Source organism: Neoroseomonas oryzicola, from assembly GCF_012163135.1.
Lineage (GTDB): Bacteria > Pseudomonadota > Alphaproteobacteria > Acetobacterales > Acetobacteraceae > Neoroseomonas > Neoroseomonas oryzicola.
In genome coordinates this window covers 320,743-339,401 of record NZ_JAAVUP010000002.1, presented here as the reverse complement: position 1 = coordinate 339,401, position 18,659 = coordinate 320,743, and the positions used below count along the sequence as shown (strand labels likewise).

Below are 18,659 nucleotides of genomic sequence, written 5' to 3'. Positions count from 1 at the left end.
AAGCATGACGAAAAAATGACTTCAAGGAAATCTTCGGGGCTCCGCCGGGTCTTCAGACCCGCCCGATGCGCCGCAGGGCGTCGAAGATCAGCCCCGCCCCGAGGCCGAAGGCGCCGTTGATCACCGCGCTGCGCCACCAGCGCGCGGGGTCCATCCCCCCGAACAGCGGCTGTCCGCGCAGCGCCGCGACCAATGTGAAGCCGACCAGCACGCAGCCGATCGCCCCCACCGCCAGGCCGATCAACACCGGCGGCCAGTTGGGCCGCGCGGCGGCGATGGCTGCGATCAGGATGCCCCACACCCCGCCCCAGAAGGCCAAGGAGACGACCTGCGGCACGCCCAAGGGCGGCACCGGGCGCATCGGGAAGGGCGGGTTGGGCACCAGGCCGCCGCCATACATCAGCAGGATGACCCCCTGGTGGAAGATCAGCACGGCCAGGAAACCGGCACAGAAGCCGAGCACGGCGATGCGGGCGGCCCTCATCGGCCCGGCTCCGCGGCGGCGATCCTCCGGCGCGGGGGGTGTGCGCGCATGGGCTGCCTCTCGGTATGCTGACGCCCCAGCATGGCTGCCGTGCGCGCCGCGGGCAATCGTGTCGTCGCCACCTTGCCGTGCCGCCGATCCGCTTGCAGGCTGCGCCGACCTTGAGCGGGAGATACGCGGTGAACGGTGCCGAGAGCCTGGTACACACTCTTCTTGGCTGTGGCGTGGAAGTCTGTTTTGCGAATCCCGGCACGAGCGAGATGCATTTCGTCGCCGCGCTGGATCGCATCCCCGGCATGCGATGCGTGCTCGGGCTGCAGGAGAACGTCGTCACGGGCATGGCCGACGGCTACTGGCGCATGACGGACAAGCCGGCGGCGACGCTGCTGCATTGCGGCCCCGGCCTCGCCAACGGCCTTGCCAACCTGCACAACGCGCGGCGCGCGCGGTCGGGCATCGTCAACTGCGTCGGCGACCAGGCCACCTATCACCGCATCTTCGACGCGCCGCTGACGGCCGATACGGAAGGCCTGGCGCGGACCGTCTCCCAATGGGTGCGGACCTCGACCAAGGCGAAGGATGTCGGCGCGGATGCCGCGGCCGCGGTGCAGGCGGCGATGACCTCGCCTGGCCAGGTCGCGACCATGGTGCTGCCGTCCGACACCTGCTGGGACGAAGGCGGCGTGATCGCCGCGCCGCTGCCCGTGCCGGCGGTGCCGCAGGCCGACCCGCACGCCATCCGCAACGTCGCGCGCATCCTGCGCGAGAAGAAGAACGTGCTGATCCTGCTCGGCGGCAAGGCGCTGCGCGAAGGTGCCCAGGCCTTCGCCTGGCGCGCCAGCCAGGCGACCGGTGCCAAGCTGATGGCCGAGGGATCGAACGGCCGCACCCAGCGCGGCCAGGGGCGCCTGCCGCTCGAGCGCGTGCCCTATCCGGCGGATGTCGCGATCAACGCGCTGAAGTGGGTCGAGCACCTGGTGCTGGTGAACGCCAAGGCGCCGGTCGGCTTCTTCGCCTATCCGGGCAAGCCCTCGAAGCACTACCCGGAGACCGCGCAGGTCCACGTCCTGACGCGCTACGAGCACGATGCGGAAGCCGCACTGCGCGCGCTGTGCGAGGAGCTTAACGCGCCGGCCGTGCCGATGCCCGATGTCGGCCCGCGCCCCGAGCGCGCCCGCGGCGCGCCTTCGCCCGAGGGCCTCGCGCAGACCGTCGCGGCGTTGATGCCGGAGGAGGCGATCATCGCCGATGAGAGCGTCTCCTACGGCCGCGGCTTCTTCCCGCAGACCGTCGCCGCGCCGAAGCATGACTGGCTGCAGATCACCGGCGGGGCGATCGGCTGCGGCCTGCCGCTGGCCACCGGCGCCGGCATCGGCGGCGGCGGGCGGCGGGTGATCAACCTGCAGGCCGACGGATCCGCGATGTACACGGTCCAGGCGCTGTGGACCCAAGCGCGCGAGAAGCTGCCGGTCACGACGGTGATCCTGTCCAACCGGAAGTACCAAATCCTGCTTGGCGAATATCAGAACGTCGGCGCCAATCCGGGGCGGACGGCGATGGACATGCTCGACCTCGGCAACCCCGACATCGGCTGGGTGAAGATGGCCGAGGGCATGGGGGTCGAGGCGGCGCAGGCGAGCACGCTGGACCAGGTCGGCGACCTGATGGCGCAGTCCTTCAGCCGGCCCGGGCCGTTCCTGATCGAATTGTTGGTCTGACCTCAATCGCCGGCGCGCGCATCCGCGCGCTTGGCTTTCGCGCTCCCGGCCCGATGCCGTGCATCGGGCCGCCATTCTTTGACCTCAGGCGCCGGCGCGCGCATCCGCACGCTTGGCTTGCGCGCCATGCACTGGACCGCCCGGCTCAATAGTCGGTCTGGGCGCGGTCGCGCTTTGCGCTCCCGGCCCGATGCCAGGCATCGGGCCGATGTTTTCGTGCCTCAATCGCCGGCGCGCGCATCCGCGCGCTTGGCTTGCGCGCCATGCACTGGACCGCTTGGCTCATCCGTCGGTCTGGGCGCGGTCGCGCTTCGCGCTCCAGGCCCGATGCCGTGCATCGGGCCGCCTCTGGAGCCGAGCGCCGCGCGACCCCTTGCGCCTTCCCCGGGACGCGCGAACCTTATGACGCAGGATAGAACGGGGAAACGTCCATGGACATGCAGCTTCACGGCAAGCGGGTGCTGGTCACCGGCGGATCGAAGGGCATCGGGCTCGCCTGCGCCGAGGCCTTCGCCGCCGAGGGCTGCGACATCGTCCTCGCCTCGCGCGATGCCGGCGCGCTCGCCGCCGCCGCCGACAAGGTCCGCGCCGCGCGCCAGGTGCGGGTCGAGACGCTCGCCGCCGACCTCTCTCGCGCGGAGGAGCGCGAGCGCCTGCATGCCGCCTTCCCCGATGTCGACATCCTGGTGAACAACGCCGGCGCCATCCCCTCGGGCCGGCTGCAGGACATCCCGATCGCGCGCTGGAAGGAAGCCTGGGACCTCAAGGTCATCGGCTACATCCACATGTGCCAGCTCTATCTGCCGGGGATGGAGGCGCGGAAGGCCGGCAGCATCGTCAACATCATCGGCATGGCCGGCCGGGCGCCGCGCGCGGGCTACATCGCGGGTGGCGCGGGCAATGCGGCGCTGATCGCCTTCACCTCGGCGATCGGCGCGGCGGCGCAGGCGAGCAACGTGCAGGTGGTCGGCATCAATCCCGCCGTGACCAAGACGGACCGCATGCTGACCCAGGCGAAGGTCAACGCGAAGCTGAAGTTCGGCGACGAGGAGCGCTGGGCCGAGACGCTGACCAACCTGCCCTTCGCCCGCCCGATCGAGGCGTCCGAGATCGCCGAGCTCGCGGTCTTCCTGGCCTCCCCCCGCGGGCGCTACGTCAACGGCACGGTGGTCGACGTGGATGGCGGCGGGATGTTCCGCGCCTGATGCGTGCATCAGGCGTGGGGTGAGTCTAGGCTCGCCGCGCCGCGCGCCCCGGTGCGGCCCAGGGAGGGAGGCCGTTCCATGAAGGCCTATGTCATCGCGGTGGAGACCATCCACGACGAGGCGATGTTCGCCGCCTACCGCCAGCAGGTGATGCCGACGATCGAGGCCTTCGGCGGAAGCTTCGTCGTGCGCGGCGGCGCGCTCACGGTCATGGAAGGCGACTGGCCGCATCGCCGCACGGTGATCATCGAGTTCCCGTCGCGCGAGGCCGCCGAGGGCTGGTACGCTTCGCCCGCCTACCAGGCGGTGATCGACCTCAGGAAGAAGAGCTCCGACGGCGCGCTCATCATCGTCGACGGGCCGGCCTGATCGGTCAGAACAGCCTGAGCCTGGCGCGCGCCAGCTCGAACCCATGCCCCTCCGCATTGGTGCAGCGCAGGCCCGTCTGCGCCGCTGTGCAGGCCATGCCCGGCCCCTGCCAGGCCTGGCCGTAGCCGAGCACCGGCGCATCCGGGTTCGCCACCGTGTCGCCGTGGCAGATCACCGCCGCCGCGCCGCGCGGCCCGAGCCCGACCGCCCCGCCCCAGTCGAGGTCGCAGCCCCGCGGTCGCGGCGGGCGCTGGTAGGTGAAGTTCAGCACGTCGCAGCGCAGCTGCCCCTCGAAGGCCATGCAGTGGATGTTGCCCGAGGGCAACTGGAAGGCCTCCTGCGCGGATGCTAGGACCGGCACCAGGACGAGAACCGCGATCCACCGGACCATTCACCCCTCCCCGCCAGGACACTCGACGCGATGACGTATCGAACCATCGACGCGCTGGAAGCCAAGGGCAAGCGCGTGCTGCTGCGCGCCGACCTCAACGTTCCCGTGAAGGACGGGCGGATCACCGACCGCACGCGCATCGAGCGGCTCTGCCCGACCATCGCCGAACTCGCCAATGACGGCGCGCGCGTCGTCATCTGCAGCCATTTCGACCGCCCCAAGGGCAAGCGCGTGCCCGAGATGTCGCTCAAGCCGCTGCAGGAGGCGCTGTCCGCCGCGCTGAGGCGCCCCGTCGCCTGGGCCGACGACTGCATCGGGCCGGAGGCCGAGGCCGCCGTCGCCGCGCTGAAGGACGGCGAGATCCTGCTGCTCGAGAACACGCGCTACCACGCGGGCGAGGAGAAGAACGACCCGGCGATGGCCGCGGCGCTGGCGAAGCTCGCCGACGCCTTTGTGAACGACGCCTTCTCCGCCGCGCACCGCGCCCATGCGAGCACCGAGGGCGTCGCCCGCCTGCTGCCCTCCTATGCCGGGCGGCTGATGGAAGCGGAGCTCAAGGCGCTCGACGCCGCGCTCGGGAATCCGGCTCGCCCCGTGGTCGCCATCGTCGGCGGGGCGAAGGTCTCGACCAAGCTCGACCTGCTGGGGAACCTCTCGAAGAAGGTCGACGTGCTGGTCATCGGCGGGGCGATGGCCAACACCTTCCTCGCCGCGCAGGGCCACGCCATGGGCAAGTCCCTGCAGGAAGCGGAGATGCATGACACCGCCCGCGCCATCCTCGAGGAAGCGAAGTCGGCGAATTGCGAGATCCTTCTGCCGGTCGACCTGGTGGTGGCCGAGCGCTTCGAGGCCAACGCCCCATCGCGCAAGGTCGGCATCGACGCGGTGCCGGCGGACAGCATGGCGCTCGATGTCGGGCCGGACACGGAACAGGCGATCGAACAGCGCCTGCGCGGCGCGTCCACGCTGGTCTGGAACGGCCCGCTCGGCGCTTTCGAGATCCCGCCCTTCGATGCCGCGACGGTCGCGGTGGCCGAGATCGTCGCCTCCCTGACCCAGTCGGGCGCGCTGAAGTCGATCGGCGGCGGCGGCGACACGGTGGCGGCGCTGCGCCATGCCGGGGTGGCGGAGAGGATGACCTACATCTCGACGGCCGGCGGTGCCTTCCTCGAATGGCTCGAGGGCAAGACGCTGCCGGGGGTCGCGGCGCTTTCGGCCGGGTGATCCGGGGGCGGGCGCCCTGCCCGCCCTGCACGCAGTGGTTGCTGGAAGGTTAACGGGACCTCGGCGCAGGCTTCGCCCATGCGCATCGGTCCCGTCCGTCCCGTTCCCCGCCGCCGGTTAAGCCATTCTTCACGCCTCGGCTGGACAATGCTGCGCATGATCAGCCTGAACTCCCTCGCCGCCTTCACGCAGGAGGTCACCCGCAGCGCCGGCATCCAGCCGGCCCGCTCGACCGACCGGCCCGAAGCCGCCGCGCGGGGCAGTAGCCCGGCGCCGCAGCGGATCCTGCAATCGGCCCCACCGGCGGGCGCCGCCCCGCCGGCCGGGCAGACGCCACCACGCGGATCCCTGCTCGACCTGCGGGTCTGACCCTCGCGCGGGCGGCCTCAACCACCGCTTGCAGGACGCGGGGGGCCGCGCCCATCTTGCGCGCATGTCCCGTTTCGTCCGGCGCATCCCCGAAGGCGATGACCGCGAAAGGCTGATGTGCCCCGATTGCGGCCACGTCGCCTACGAAAACCCCAAGGTCGTGGTGGGCTCCGTGGTGGCCGAAGGCGACACCGTCCTGCTCTGCCGCCGCGCCATCGAACCCCGCTCCGGCTTCTGGACCATCCCCGCCGGCTACATGGAAATGGGCGAGACCGTCGAGGAAGGCGCCCGCCGCGAAGCCTGGGAGGAAGCGCGCGCCCGCATCGCGCTGGACGGCGTGCTGGCCGTCTATTCCATCGCGCGGCTCGGCCAGGTGCAGGTCATCTTCCGCGCTCGTCTCGAACAGCCGGGCTTCGAGGCGGGTCCCGAGAGCCTCGAGGTCCGCCGCTTCGCCTGGGACGAGATCCCCTGGGACGACATCGCCTTCCCTTCGGTCCGCTGGGCGCTGAAGGCCTGGCGGGAGGGCACGTCCGGCGGCGTCGCACTGAACCCGTCCGAGGATCGCCGCGGCGTGCATCCCCTGCCGGGAGGCAGCGCATGACCCGTCGCGCATCCCTGCTCGCGATCCTCGCGCTGCTCCCGGCGACGGGCCTGGCGCAGACCTCGCCGACCCAGCCCGCGGCCCGGCCGCGCCCCCGCGCGCGCCGCCGCGCCCAGCCGGCCCCACAGGCCGAGGCACCCGCCCCGCCCGCACCACGGGATGCGCCCGCCCCGGTCCCGAACCGGGACCTGGAAGGCCCGCGCGCGCCCGTGGCCAGGTCCTCGCCCCGCCTGAACCCGGCTCTGATCGACCCCAACGAACCGCGCTTCGGCGCCACCGCGGACCCCCATTCGCCCCAGGCGCGGGAGGACCGGCTGCTGCGGAACCCCGGCGCCGGCGCCAGGCTGAGCGTGCCCTTCTCCTACTGATGCGCAGCGGCCAGGGGCCTGGACTTCGCTCGCCGGGCAAGGCGCGCGGGGTGGCCGCGCGTGGGACGAAAGGTGGATACCGGCGCCGGGACGGTCAGTCCGTCGTCCCTGCCCGATCAGTCCCGCGCCGGCGGAAATACCCGCGCAGCCGACCCATCAGCGCCGCCACGCGGGCGCGCGGGCGCAGGCTCTCCCGCAGTTGCGCCGCCAGCGCCGCATCGCCGGGCACCGCGTTCAGCCCGCGCCGCAGCGCCCCGATCGCCTCGGCGCGCCGCCCCTGCGCCTGCAACGCAGCGGCGAGGCCGAGATAGCCCTCCGCCCGGCCCGGGGAGAGTCGCTGCAGCCGGCGGTACAGCCGCTCCGCCCGCAGCGCGTCCCCGCCCCGCAGCACCAGGTCCGCGAACCAGGCGAGCGAATCGTGATGCCCGGGCAGCCGGGCCGAGGCCTGCTGGGCAAGGTGCAGCGCCTCGCTGCCCTGCCCCCGCGCCGCGACCACGCGACTCAGGCCGAACAGCGCGATCCCGTTGGCGGGCTGGCGCGCCAGCACCACGCGGAAGATGCGTTCCGCCTCGGCCTGCGCGGCCGCCTCCCCGCCGGCGAGCAGGTGCGCGTAATGCGTAGCCGTCTCGCCGTCCTCCGGGATGGCGGCGTGGCCTTCCCGTGCCGCCGCGATCGCCTCGGCCTCCCGGCCCTGGGCGCCGAGGGCGAGGCTGAGCCCGACATGGACGTCCGCCGCGGCGGGGTTCAGGATCAGGGCCCGGCGGAAGGCGGCCTCGGCCTCGATCGACGCCCCGGCGGCGAGCAGCAGGTGGGCGGCCTGGCCGATCGCGCCGACCACCTCGGCCGGCGCGGCGGCGGCGAGGTCGCGGGCCATCGCCACCGCCTCCTCCCGCCGGCCGAGCGCCAGCAGGCGCTGGGCGCGATCGGCCGTGGCGCGGGCGCGTTCCTGGGCGAGGATCGCGTCGGGAATCCGCAACGCACGGGCCCGGTCCCACAGCGTCTCGGCCAGCGCGCCGTGGCCGTGGCCGAAGGCGGCGCGGCCCATGAGGCGGAACCAATGGCCGGACCTGGCGCGGCGCTCGCGCAGCAGGCCGCGCATCGCCGCGACGTCGCCCTCGAGCGCGGGGGCCAGCAATTCGCCCAGCGCCTCGGCCCCGGTCACCAGCCAGATCGCCGAATGCCCGGCATGGGGGGTGCGAAGCAGGTGGACGGGCCCGGCCTCGGCGGCGAGCCGCGCGTGATCCCAGTCGACCGCGTCGTAGGGGTCGGCGAGGACCGCGGCGAAGGGGGCCAGGTCCTCCGGCGCGACCCGCATCCCGCGGTGCACGGCGGGGCGAAAGTATCGGTGGAAGCGCGTGTCCGCCGGCACGTCGGTCGGCGCGATGCTGACCTGCGGCGCGACCGCGATCGCGGCATCGAGGCCGAGCCGTCGTCCATGCTTCAGCGCCCCATAGGCGCCCATGCTGTAGCCATAGGCGAGGCCGCGCGGCTTCAGCACCGACCGCACGGCCGCCGCGGCCGCATCGACCGAGGCGGCCGGATACCAGTTCTCCCGTTTCGCGATGAAGCCGACCGCATCGAGGCCGAGGCGTTCGGCCGCCTCCCGCCCCCAGAAGGCGTCGCCCTTCGGCCGGAAGGTCAGGTCGGCGAAGGTCACGAGGCTGTGGGCGGACCGCCCGGGACGGTGCAGGACGAGGATCTCGCGATCCTCGAAGATGATGCGCGTCGGCGCCGGGGGCATCAGGCCCGCGCCGCTTCCTCGGGCGTCATCAGCCGCAGCGCGAGGGCGTGCAGCCCGCCCTGGAACTCGCCGTCGAGCACGGCATGGACGGCGCGGGACCGGGCGACGCGCGACTGGCCGGCGAAGGCGGGGGAGACGACGGCGACGCTGTAATGCGTCTCCCCGCCCGGCCGCGCGCCGGCATGGCCGGCATGTTTTGCGCTGTCGTCCTGCACGACGACCCGCGCCGGGGCGAAGGCGGTTTCCAGGGCGGTGCGGATGCGCTCGGCGCGGGAGGGGGCCATGCGCGCTTTTCCGGCCTTTGGCCGGGCCTGCCAAGGGGTGTTACGCGCCTTGCGGGACGCCCCCGCCACGCCCATAAACAGCCGATGCCCCGATCTGGCAGCAAGGCCGCGCCGGAGGACGACAGCGACGGCGCCCCGGCCCGTCCCTGCGACCATCCAGGCTGCATCGAAACCGGCTTGTTCCGCGCCCCGCGCGACCGCAGCCTCAAGGATTTCCTGTGGTTCTGCCTGCCGCATGTGCGCGACTACAACAAGGCATGGGATTTCTACAAAGGCATGAGCGCGCATGAGATCGAGGCCGCGCTGCGCGCCGACACCTCCTGGCAGCGGCCGTCCTGGCCGCTCGGGCGGCTCGGCGGCGCGGGGCGCTTCGATCCGGAATTGCTGCGCGACCCCTTCAGCGTGCTGGGGCAGGAGGCGCCGACGCCGCGCCGGCGCCCGCGCGACGAGACCCAGGCGCCGCCGGAACTGCGCGCCGCGCTCGACCTGCTCGGCCTTGGCTGGCCGATCGACCAGGCCGAGCTGCGGGGGCGCTACAAGGACCTCGCCAAGCGATACCACCCCGATGTGACGGGCGGGGATCGCGGGGCGGAAGAAAAGCTCAAGGACATCAACCGGGCCTATAGCCTGCTCAAGCGCCGGGTTCCGGCGCGCGGGCGGGCCGCGGCCGAACCGGAAGCCGCCGCCGCCGGGTAGCCGGATCGGCGCTACGGGCCTAGAATGATCAAGACAGTCACGGAACCGGACTTGCGATGAACAAGGTTGCCCAGATCTCCGAAATCCGCCCGACCTCGGCCATCGAGGCCCCGGACATCAAGGTGAACGCGCGCGAGGTCTTCGGCGTCGACATCGACATGGAGGTGCCGGCCTTCTCGGTGCGCACCGAGCATGTGCCGGAGATCGACAACACCTACCGCTTCGACAAGGAGACGACGCTCGCCATCCTCGCGGGCTTCGCCTTCAACCGCCGCGTCATGATCCAGGGCTACCACGGCACCGGCAAGTCGACGCATATCGAGCAGGTCGCCGCGCGGCTCAACTGGCCCTGCATCCGCGTCAACCTCGACAGCCACATCTCGCGCATCGACCTGATCGGCAAGGACGCGATCGTCCTCAAGGACGGCAAGCAGGTCACGGAATTCCGCGAAGGCATCCTGCCCTGGGCGCTGCAGCATCCCTGCGCCCTGGTGTTCGACGAATACGACGCCGGCCGCCCGGACGTGATGTTCGTGATCCAGCGCGTGCTGGAAGTCGAAGGCAAGCTGACGCTGCTCGACCAGAACAAGGTGATCCGGCCGAATCCCTGGTTCCGCCTGTTCTCGACCGCGAACACCGTCGGCCTCGGCGACACGACGGGCCTGTATCACGGCACGCAGCAGATCAATCAGGGCCAGATGGACCGCTGGTCGATCGTCGCGACGCTGAACTACCTGCCGCACAAGCAGGAGACGGACATCGTCCTGGCGAAGCTGAACGCCGAGAGCGACCCGAAGATCCGCAAGCAGGTCGAGGCGATGGTCGCGCTGGCCGACCTGACCCGCGCCGGCTTCATCGCGGGGGACATCTCGACCGTCATGTCGCCGCGCACGGTCATCACCTGGGCCGACAATGCGCGTATCTTCGGCGATGTCGGCTTCGCCTTTCGCCTGACCTTCCTCAACAAGTGCGACGAGGCCGAGCGTTCGACGGTGGCCGAATACTACCAGCGCTGCTTCAACGAGGAAGTCTCGACGGGGCTGCTGCGCAAGGCGGGCTGACGCCCGGTCGTGGCCCGGCCCCGACAGGACCGGGCCACCCCGACAACGCAGTAACGCAGACGGCCGCCCCGATGACGAAGCCCCGCAGCGCCGCAGGCGCGAGGAGCGAGGTCTGAATCGGGCCGGCCCGCCGGAGCGAAGCGGAGGCCAACTTTATGTCCGGCAAGCAGGACCTGACGCGGCAGGAAGAATTCAAGCGCGCGACCGCGGGCGCGCTGCGCGCCATCGCGCATGCCGACCCCGAGGTGCAGGTGGCCTTCCAGCCCGGCCCCTCCGGCGTCGCGGGAAAGCGCGTGCGTCTGCCGCTGCCCACGCGCGCGCTGCCGGCGGCAGAGATGGCGAAGCTGCGCGGCGCGGCGGATGCCGCCGCCCTGCGCCTGCGCCACCACGACGAATCGCTGCACGCCCAGCGCGTGCCGGGACGGCGGGAGGCGCGCGAGGTGTTCGACGCGCTCGAGCAGGTGCGCGTCGAGACCGTCGGGTCGAAGCACATGGCCGGCGTGGCCGCGAACCTCCGCGCCAAGCTCGCCGAGGAATGCGAGGCCGAGGGCTACGACCGCATGACGCGCAAGGACCAGTTGCCGCTGACCGCGGCGCTGGGCCTGATCGCGCGCGAACGCCTGACCGGCCAGCCGGCGCCCGAGATCGCGCATCGCGTGCTCGACCTCTGGCGCGACACGCTCGGCCCCGAGGCCGATGCCGCGTTGGCCGAGATGGCCGATGCCACCGACGACCAGGCCGCCTTCGCCAAGGCCGCGCGCAAGCTGCTGACCGCGCTCGACCTCGCGGAGGCCGAGGTCGAGGCGGAATCCGAGCAGCAGGACGAGGAAGGCGAGGAGGGCGGCGAGAGCAGCCCCCAGCAGGACCAGTCCGGCGAAGGCCAGTCACAGTCCGAGCAGGAAGAACAGATGCTCGGCGCCCAGCCCGAGCAGATGCAGGGCGAGGCCTCGGACGAGGAAGGCGAGGAGACCGAGGAGGACGGCGCCGCGGCCGATGGCGACGACAAGCCCGGCGGCCCGCAGCAGCGCCGCGAGGTGCCGCAGGTCGACGACACCACGCGCTACCACGCCTTCACGAGCCAGTTCGACGAGATCGTGGAAGCCGAGGAGCTCTGCGACCCGGACGAGCTGACGCGGCTGCGCCAGCAGCTCGACCAGCAGCTGTCGCACCTGCAGGGCGTCGTCTCCAAGCTCGCGAACCGGCTGCAGCGGCGCCTGCTCGCGCAGCAGCAGCGCGCCTGGGAATTCGACCTCGAGGAAGGCATCCTCGATGCCGCGCGCCTGACGCGCGTCATCACCAACCCGATGCACGCGCTGTCCTACAAGCATGAGCGCGACACCGACTTCCGCGACACCGTGGTGTCCCTGCTGATCGACAATTCGGGGTCGATGCGCGGGCGGCCGATCACGGTGGCGGCGATGTGCTGCGACATCCTCGCGCGCACGCTGGAACGCTGCTCGGTGAAGACCGAGATCCTCGGCTTCACGACGCGCGCCTGGAAGGGCGGACAGTCGCGTGAGCGCTGGGTGCAGGAAGGCAAGCCGCGCAATCCGGGGCGCCTGAACGACCTGCGCCACGTCGTCTACAAGGCGGCGGATGCGCCGTGGCGCCGGGCGCGCAAGAACCTCGGGCTGATGCTGCGCGAGGGTCTCCTCAAGGAAAACATCGACGGCGAGGCGCTGGAATGGGCCTACAAGCGGCTGCTGCCGCGGCCCGAGCATCGCCGCATCCTGATGGTGATCTCCGACGGCGCCCCGGTCGATGACAGCACGCTGTCTGTGAACCCCGGCAACTACCTCGAGCGCCACCTGCGCAAGGTGATCCACGAGATCGAGAACCGGAACCAGGTCGAGCTCATCGCCATCGGCATCGGCCACGACGTCACGCGCTACTACCGCCGCGCGGTGACCATCGTGGATGCCGAGGAGCTCGGCGGCACCATGATGAAGAAGCTCGCCGAGCTGTTCGACGAGGATGCCGCCGAGGCGTGGCAGCGCGCGGCGGCCGAGCGCGGGCCGGTCCTCGTCTGACCACCCGTCGCGGCCTTCTCGCCGCGGCGGCGCTGCTTGCCTCCTGCGGCAATGCGCCGCGGCCGGGGGGCGGCGCCGGCACGCCTTTGCCGCCTGTGCCGCTGGACGGGCCGCTGCGCAGCCTCGGCGGCTTCGAGATCGACGCGCGGCGCCTCGGCGCGGGCAGTCTGTCGGGCATCCATCTCGACGGCGACCTCGTCGCGACCATGGTCGATGATCGGTCTCGCTGGGCACGGGCGCGCATCGTGCTGCGGGACGGCGTCGCGCAGGCGCTGGAACCGATCGCCTCGGGGCCGCTGGGCGACGGCGCGGGGCGGCCGCTGCCGCGGGGTTATGCGGGGGATGCCGAGGCCATCACGCGACTGCCGGACGGCACCTGGCTTGTTGCCTTCGAACGCTGGCACCGTATCCGCGCCTACCGGCGGCTCGACGGTCCGGGCGCGTATTTCGAGGCGCCGCCCGGCCTCGACCGCGCGCCGGCCAATGGCGGGCTCGAATCCCTCACGGTGCTGGCGGATGGGCGGCTGCTTGCGATCACCGAGGAACTGCAATTGCCCGGACGCCCGGAGTTGCGCCGCGCCTGGATCGGCCGGCCCGGCGCCTGGCTGCCGATCGCCTGGCGGCCGGCGCCGCCTTACGTCCCGGTCGACGCTGCCGGCCTGCCGGATGGCGGGGCGCTGGTGCTGGAACGGCGCTTCAGCTTCCTCGGCGGCTTCGGCGCGCGTCTGGTGCGGGTCGCCCCGGCCGCGATTGCCGGGGTCGGGCGGGAGGGCGTGCTGGAGGGGGAGGAGGTCCTCCGCCTCGATGGCGCGCCCCTGCCGGCGGAGAACTGGGAGGGCGTCGCCGTCGCGCAGCACGGGGGCCGCACCATCGTCGCCCTCGTCACCGACGACAACGAAAGTGCGCTGCAGCGGCTGCTGATGCTGCTGTTCGAGTTGCAGCCATAGGCCGTCGCGGCACGGATCCCTCCTGGCCGAGTCGACACCGTTGCGCCCGGTTTCGTGATCGCGCTTCCATGGGTCGAACGTCCGGCGACAGGACGCGCGAGGAGGCACGATGGCGACCTACGACCGCACGATCATGCTGGCGCTGCGGGTCAGCGGCAGGGATGACGACATCACGGAAGCTGCCCACGACATCCTGGAGAAGATCAACAAGAAGGTGGCGAACCCGCAGAACAACCACCTCTACTACTACGGCCTGCATCCGGACGGGACGGCGCGCACCGCGAAGGCGAGTACGCCGGCCAAGCCCCTGGCGGTGCTGACCGACCTCTCCCGGCTCTGCCTGGTCGGGCACGGGGACTGGCAGACCCAGACCATCGCCGGATGGCGTGCCAATCAGATAGCGCCGTGGCTGCTGAACGATCTCGGCCTCTGCCATGTGAACACGATCAGCCTGATCTCGTGCAGCGTGGCGCGGGATGCGAACACACTCGATTCGGTTCGCCTATCCTCGTCGATCGACAGCTTCGCCTCCCGCTTCACCGCAGCGCTGCCGTTCGAGGGCGTCCCGGTCTTCGCGCGCTACTTCCCCGTCTGGGTGAGGCCGAACGGGACGAAGTATCAGAGCGCGTTGGAGGAGGCCCCGATGCCCAAATCCAGCAAGGCGAAGTTCTACAAGTCCGGTGGCCAGGTCTATCGCAGGATCGGCACGACGAAGGACGGGCCCGTACGCTACGACGAAGCAGACATCTGAACGCCGCCGCTACGCGGGCTCGCCTTCCACCGGCTGGCCGCCGCAGGCGCGCATGAACACCAGAACGTCGCGGGCGGCCTGCTTCACGGCGTCCTCGTCGGTGCCCTTGGCGACGACCGCAACCCCGCCGCCGCCGGTCCGGTAATAGGGGTAGGAGCCGATGTCGACCTGCGGGTAGCGCTGCTGGATGTCCGCCAGGCCTTCGGCGATGCGGCCTTCCATCAGGCCGTTGGCGTGCACGGCGGCGGAGACGACCGGCGGGCCGCCCTGCAGCGAGGGCGCCAGCGCCTCGAACATCGCCTGCATGATGCGCGGCACGCCGGCCATGACGTGGACGTTGCCCATGGTGAAGCCGGGGGCGATGGAGATGATGTTGTCGATCAGTTCGGCGCCGCGCGGCATGGTCGCCATGCGCTGGCGCGCCGGGTTGAAGTCGCCGGGCGGATCCTGGCGCGCATAGTGGGATTCGAGGCGGCGCCAGGCTTCGGGATGCGGTTCCCAGGGCACGCCGAAGGCCGCGGCGACGCATTCGCTGGTGATGTCGTCATGCGTCGGGCCGATGCCGCCGGTGGTGAAGACGTGGTCGTACTTCGCCCGCACCTCGTTGACCGTGTCGACGATGGTTTCGCGCACATCGGGGATGACGCGGACCTCGCGCAGCGGGATGCCGATCTCGCCGAGGCGCGTGGCGATGAACTTCAGGTTGGCGTCCTGGGTGCGGCCCGACAGCACCTCGTTGCCGATGATGAGCAGGCAGGCGGTCGGGTTGGGCATGGCGGCATCCTCCGCCGCCAGGATAGGCGGCCCGTGGGAAGGCACAATCGCCCAGGCGGAGAAACCTGCGGCTGGACGCGCTGGTGTGCGCATTCGGACCACCCGGGCATGACGGCGATGCGGCCCAAGGCTTGCCTTGGGCCGGGAGCGCAAAGCGCGACTGCGCCTAGACCATCAGCCGCCGCCGGCGCACCAGTCCACGGCGCGCAAGCCAAGCCCGCGGATGCGGGCGCCGGCGCCGGCGCCTGAGGCACAAAGGTTACGGCCCGAGGCCCCGCCTCGGGCCGGGAGCGCAAAGCGCGACCGCGCCCAGACCATCAGCCGCCGCCGGCGCACCAGTGCGCGGCGCGCAAGCCAAGCCGGCGGATGCCGGCGCCGGCGCTTGAGGCCTAAAGAAAGTCTCTCAACAACGCGACCAGCGGCACATCCGCCGGCGGCATGGCGTAATCCGCCAGGCGCTGCGGCCGCACCCAGGCCAGCGCCTGGCCTTCCAGCGCCGTCACCTGCCCCTGCCAGCGGCGGCAGAGGAACAGCGGCATCAGCAGATGGAAGGCCTCGTAGCCATGGGAGGCAAAGGCGAAAGGCGCGAGGCAGGCCTCGGTCACGTCGATGCCGAGTTCTTCCTTGAGCTCGCGGATCAGCGCGACCTCGGGCGTCTCGCCAGCGCGAACCTTGCCGCCGGGGAATTCCCACAGGCCGGCGAGCGGCTTGCCCTCGGGCCGCCGGGCGAGGAGGACGCGGTTATCCGGGTCGATCAGCCCCACCGCGGCAACGAGGAGGATAGGCTTGCCGCCGGCCAGGGCGGCTTCGGGCGCAGGCGCAGGCGGCGCGACGGGCGGGGCGAGGTCGGCGCGCCCGGCCTCGAACAGCAGCACCGGCATGCCGCCGCCGCGCGAGAGGAAGTCGCGCTGCCCCTTCCCCGCATCGCGGAAGCCGATGCGCCGCAGCACGGCGGCCGAGCGCGCATTGTCCGTCAGCGCGCTCGCAGTGATGCGGTCGATGTTGAGATTGGCGATCGCCCAGCGCGCGAGGCGTCCCGCAGCCTCTGGCGCGATCCCCTGCCCCCAGTGCCGCCGCGCGACCCAGTATCCGAGCTCGGCGGAGCGTTCCTCGCGCTCGATCGTCAGGCCGACGCAGCCGAGCATGGCGCCGCCCTCCGCCTCGGGCTGCGCGATGGCGAGGTGATAGGCGGTGCCCTCGGCGATCTGTTCGAGCGTCGAGGCGATCCATTCGTCGGCGAGTTGGCGCGGATAGGGAAAGGGCACGCGCGCGAGGGTCTTGGCGACTTCCCAGTCGTTCACCAGGCGATGCAGCTCGGCGGCGTCCTCGGCGCGCAGGGGGCGCAGGACGAAGCGCTCGGTGGCGAGCGGCGCGAAGGCGGGGGTGGAGTCGGGCATCCGGGGTTCAGGAACGGCCAGCACCGCCGCAGCGTCAAGGCTTGCGGGCGACCAGCATCACGAACATGGGCGAAGCGTTGCGCGGCAGCGGCAGCAGGGAGGCGGCGAGGCGCCCGAACAGGTAGGACAGCGCCAGCGAGGCGTACCAGGACCGCCGCGCCGTGAACCATGGCCCGCCGGGCGGCGCCTTGATCGGCGCCAGGCGGCCCATCCAGTGGATCAGCGGCTGGGCCGCGACGGGCGGCAGCAGCCGGATCTCCTCGACGGCGAGGCCGAGGCGTCCGGCCAGCGCCGCCATCGCGGCCTCACTCCACCAGGACAGGTGGTGCGGTGGCGCGTTGAAGGCGAAGTCCGGAATTGCCGTCATGGCCGAGGGCCAGGCCGGCGCGCCCAGCATCAGCAGCCCGCCTGGCTTCAGGCAGCGCGCCATGTCGGCGGCCAGGCGCAGCGGATCGGCGACATGCTCGATGACCTGGAAGGCGCAGGCGGCGTCATAGGTTCCGGCATGGGCGTCGGCATGGGTGGCGAGGTCCTCGGCACGGACCGTGCCGCTGGCCTCGGCATAGGCGCCGGGGTTGGGGTCGAGGCCGACATGGCGCGCGCCGGGGATCACCCGCGCGAAGGCGCCGGCCCCGGCGCCGACCTCGAGCACCGCATCCCCGGGACGGATGCGCGACGCGGCATGCGGATACTCAGCGCGGTCGCGGCCGGCCGCGCGCACCCGTCCCCCCGCATCGAGCCGCCGGTAGAGCGCCTCGTAGAAGGCGCCGTCGCCTTCCTGCGCCGGCGTGAAGAAGACCAGGCCGGAGGGCGCGCGCCAGACGCCGATGGGCGTGTCGGGCAGCGGAGACGGGTCGACCCCGAAGGCACGGCGCCAGAGGCCGCGGAGCAGGCGTGGCGGGATCTCCTGCACCAGCGCGGCCGGTGCGCCGGTGATGGGGCAGATGCCCGGCGTCACGCCGTGGCGCCAGGCGCGTGGCGGCGCAGCACCCGCACCTCGTCGGGGCCGAGGACCTCGTATTCGACATGCCGCCAGCGGATGACGCGCGTGCGCGCGCTGGTCCAGAACAGCGCCGCGACCGCGGCGGCGGTCAGCGGCACGCAGGTGCCGATGGCGATCTGGAGCAGCCGCGCGGGGGTGCCTTCCACGATGCCGATCCGGCGCGTGACGTGGTCCTGCAGCACCGCGCGCGCGAAGCCCATCGCCATCAGCAGCGCGACGATGGCGGCCGCAATCGCGTCGCCGGCCAACGCCAGAAGCGCCAGCGGCAGGGCCAGCGCCTCGGCATGCAGCACCGCACCGAGCCAGGCCCAAAGGCGCGGAACATAGACATGGACGATCTGCAGCTGGCGCGTCTTGAAGGCGATCGCCTCGCGGTCGCCGCCCTCGGGTGGCGTCGGCAGCAGCACGGCGCGGCGCGTCAGCACGCGCAGCCCGAGTTGCCGCGCGCGGCGGCTGATCGCGCCGTCGGTCGAGAAGGTCCGCGCCAGCGCACCAGGCAGGTCCATGCGCGCCAGGGCATCGCGTGCGATTGCGACCGATCCGCCCCAGACCAGCCCCGAGGCCACGAAGCGTGGCCCGAGCGCGAGCGCGCGGTCGAGCCAGGCGACCACATGCCGCGCCGGCCCCGCCCCGTCGAGCGCATGCCAGCGATAGCCCGTCACGAGATCCGCCGCGCCGTTCAGCGCCGGGGTGGCGAGCCAGGAAAGCCAGGTCGCCTGCGGCAGGATGTCGGCGTCGAGCAGCACCAGCGCGTCGTCATCCGCGTCCACGCGCGCCAGCGCCGCGATCATGTTGGTCGCCTTCTGGCTGCGCGTGGCATCGAGGCCGGCGACGACGATCTCGACCGGGAAAGGCAGCAGGTGCTCGAGCTCGCGGACCTGCGCGAAGGCGGGGTCCGCTTCGGCTTCCACAGCGACGAGCATGCGGCGCGGTTGCAGCGTCTGGGCGGCGAGCGCCGCGAAGAGGCGCGGCAGGCCGTCGGTGCGCCCCGTGACGGCCAGCAGCAACGTCACGCGCCCTTCGGCGGCGACGGCGGGCGGGCGGAAGTAGCGGAGGAACCAGAGCACGCCGAACAGCCAGGCGAGCGAGCCCGATAGCGCGAGGACGCCGAGAAGGACGATCACGCGACGCCACGGAGAGGGGCGCCGCCCCTCTCCGGACCTCTCCCCGCCAAAGGCCGAAAGGCCTTTGGGAACCATGACTCCAAGGAACGGGTTCCGCGGGCCTTAAGCCCTCGGCGGGTGGG

At 72.0% G+C, this 18,659-nt stretch carries 20 protein-coding genes; 12 read left to right on the top strand and 8 right to left on the bottom strand.

The window, feature by feature from the left end; all coding sequences use genetic code 11:
* Window positions 1-52 precede the first annotated feature (52 nt).
* Window positions 53-484, bottom strand: a complete 432-nt coding sequence (locus tag GWK15_RS08150; RefSeq protein WP_168040793.1) for a hypothetical protein — start codon at window positions 482-484, stop codon at window positions 53-55.
* Between the two features lie 128 nt (window positions 485-612).
* Here GWK15_RS08150 and GWK15_RS08145 point away from each other — a divergent pair, with 128 nt between their 5' ends.
* The 3 genes from GWK15_RS08145 (at window position 613) to GWK15_RS08135 (ending at window position 3,776) form a co-directional block, all read left to right on the top strand.
* Entirely contained in the window at window positions 613-2,202 is a 1,590-nt protein-coding gene (locus GWK15_RS08145) for an acetolactate synthase large subunit (RefSeq protein WP_456306839.1), read from the top strand.
* Window positions 2,203-2,633: 431 nt separating this feature from the next.
* A complete protein-coding gene (locus GWK15_RS08140; RefSeq protein ID WP_168040792.1) occupies window positions 2,634-3,407 on the top strand; it encodes a short-chain dehydrogenase/reductase in 774 nt (257 codons plus the stop codon).
* A 78-nt stretch (window positions 3,408-3,485) separates the two neighbouring features.
* The gene (locus GWK15_RS08135) at window positions 3,486-3,776 is read left to right on the top strand and encodes a DUF1330 domain-containing protein (protein WP_168040791.1); all 291 of its coding nucleotides are present in this window, start codon (window positions 3,486-3,488) and stop codon (window positions 3,774-3,776) included.
* Window positions 3,777-3,780: 4 nt separating this feature from the next.
* On the opposite strand, the gene GWK15_RS08130 is transcribed toward GWK15_RS08135, so the two are convergent.
* Entirely contained in the window at window positions 3,781-4,167 is a 387-nt protein-coding gene (locus GWK15_RS08130) for a DUF6636 domain-containing protein (protein WP_168040790.1), read from the bottom strand.
* A gap of 30 nt (window positions 4,168-4,197) precedes the next feature.
* Here GWK15_RS08130 and GWK15_RS08125 point away from each other — a divergent pair, with 30 nt between their 5' ends.
* The 4 genes from GWK15_RS08125 to GWK15_RS08110 all read left to right on the top strand — a co-directional run bounded on the left by GWK15_RS08125 (window position 4,198) and on the right by GWK15_RS08110 (window position 6,729).
* Window positions 4,198-5,391, top strand: coding sequence for a phosphoglycerate kinase (locus GWK15_RS08125; protein WP_168040789.1), 1,194 nt, complete (start codon window positions 4,198-4,200; stop codon window positions 5,389-5,391).
* A 156-nt stretch (window positions 5,392-5,547) separates the two neighbouring features.
* A complete protein-coding gene (locus GWK15_RS08120) occupies window positions 5,548-5,760 on the top strand; it encodes a hypothetical protein (protein WP_168040788.1) in 213 nt (70 codons plus the stop codon).
* A 64-nt stretch (window positions 5,761-5,824) separates the two neighbouring features.
* Window positions 5,825-6,361, top strand: coding sequence for an NUDIX hydrolase (locus GWK15_RS08115; protein ID WP_168040787.1), 537 nt, complete (start codon window positions 5,825-5,827; stop codon window positions 6,359-6,361).
* The gene (locus tag GWK15_RS08110) at window positions 6,358-6,729 is read left to right on the top strand and encodes a hypothetical protein (protein ID WP_168040786.1); all 372 of its coding nucleotides are present in this window, start codon (window positions 6,358-6,360) and stop codon (window positions 6,727-6,729) included. Before GWK15_RS08115 ends, GWK15_RS08110 begins: the two co-directional genes overlap by 4 nt.
* Window positions 6,730-6,823: 94 nt before the next feature.
* Here the strand turns inward: GWK15_RS08110 and GWK15_RS08105 are convergent, their stop codons facing one another.
* Both GWK15_RS08105 and GWK15_RS08100 read right to left on the bottom strand, forming a co-directional pair.
* Window positions 6,824-8,470 carry a tetratricopeptide repeat protein gene (locus GWK15_RS08105; RefSeq protein WP_168040785.1) on the bottom strand — a complete coding sequence of 549 codons (1,647 nt, stop codon included), beginning with the start codon at window positions 8,468-8,470 and terminating at the stop codon, window positions 6,824-6,826.
* Window positions 8,470-8,754 (bottom strand): BolA family protein, encoded by a 285-nt coding sequence (locus GWK15_RS08100; protein WP_168040784.1) that lies wholly within the window; start codon window positions 8,752-8,754, stop codon window positions 8,470-8,472. Before GWK15_RS08100 ends, GWK15_RS08105 begins: the two co-directional genes overlap by 1 nt.
* A gap of 84 nt (window positions 8,755-8,838) precedes the next feature.
* Between GWK15_RS08100 and GWK15_RS08095 the strand changes: the two genes are divergently transcribed.
* The 5 genes from GWK15_RS08095 to GWK15_RS08075 all read left to right on the top strand — a co-directional run bounded on the left by GWK15_RS08095 (window position 8,839) and on the right by GWK15_RS08075 (window position 14,239).
* Window positions 8,839-9,450: a J domain-containing protein gene (locus tag GWK15_RS08095; protein ID WP_168040783.1), complete on the top strand. Its 612-nt coding sequence runs from the start codon at window positions 8,839-8,841 to the stop codon at window positions 9,448-9,450.
* A 56-nt stretch (window positions 9,451-9,506) separates the two neighbouring features.
* Window positions 9,507-10,511 carry a cobaltochelatase subunit CobS gene (gene cobS / locus GWK15_RS08090; protein ID WP_168040782.1) on the top strand — a complete coding sequence of 335 codons (1,005 nt, stop codon included), beginning with the start codon at window positions 9,507-9,509 and terminating at the stop codon, window positions 10,509-10,511.
* Window positions 10,512-10,666: 155 nt separating this feature from the next.
* Entirely contained in the window at window positions 10,667-12,541 is a 1,875-nt protein-coding gene (gene cobT / locus GWK15_RS08085) for a cobaltochelatase subunit CobT (protein WP_168040781.1), read from the top strand.
* Window positions 12,499-13,488, top strand: a complete 990-nt coding sequence (locus GWK15_RS08080; RefSeq protein WP_168040780.1) for an esterase-like activity of phytase family protein — start codon at window positions 12,499-12,501, stop codon at window positions 13,486-13,488. The genes cobT and GWK15_RS08080 overlap by 43 nt, the downstream gene beginning before the upstream one ends.
* Window positions 13,489-13,597: 109 nt before the next feature.
* A complete protein-coding gene (locus tag GWK15_RS08075; RefSeq protein ID WP_168040779.1) occupies window positions 13,598-14,239 on the top strand; it encodes a hypothetical protein in 642 nt (213 codons plus the stop codon).
* A 9-nt stretch (window positions 14,240-14,248) separates the two neighbouring features.
* Here GWK15_RS08075 and GWK15_RS08070 read toward each other — a convergent pair whose 3' ends face one another.
* From GWK15_RS08070 to GWK15_RS08055, 4 genes are all read right to left on the bottom strand, one after another.
* The gene (locus GWK15_RS08070; protein WP_168040778.1) at window positions 14,249-15,013 is read right to left on the bottom strand and encodes a competence/damage-inducible protein A; all 765 of its coding nucleotides are present in this window, start codon (window positions 15,011-15,013) and stop codon (window positions 14,249-14,251) included.
* Between the two features lie 389 nt (window positions 15,014-15,402).
* Window positions 15,403-16,410 (bottom strand): bifunctional GNAT family N-acetyltransferase/(deoxy)nucleoside triphosphate pyrophosphohydrolase, encoded by a 1,008-nt coding sequence (locus GWK15_RS08065; RefSeq protein WP_168040777.1) that lies wholly within the window; start codon window positions 16,408-16,410, stop codon window positions 15,403-15,405.
* 34 nt (window positions 16,411-16,444) lie between these two features.
* Window positions 16,445-17,368 (bottom strand): methyltransferase domain-containing protein, encoded by a 924-nt coding sequence (locus GWK15_RS08060; protein WP_168040776.1) that lies wholly within the window; start codon window positions 17,366-17,368, stop codon window positions 16,445-16,447.
* A complete protein-coding gene (locus GWK15_RS08055; protein WP_168040775.1) occupies window positions 17,365-18,537 on the bottom strand; it encodes a glycosyltransferase in 1,173 nt (390 codons plus the stop codon). Before GWK15_RS08055 ends, GWK15_RS08060 begins: the two co-directional genes overlap by 4 nt.
* Window positions 18,538-18,659 lie beyond the last annotated feature (122 nt).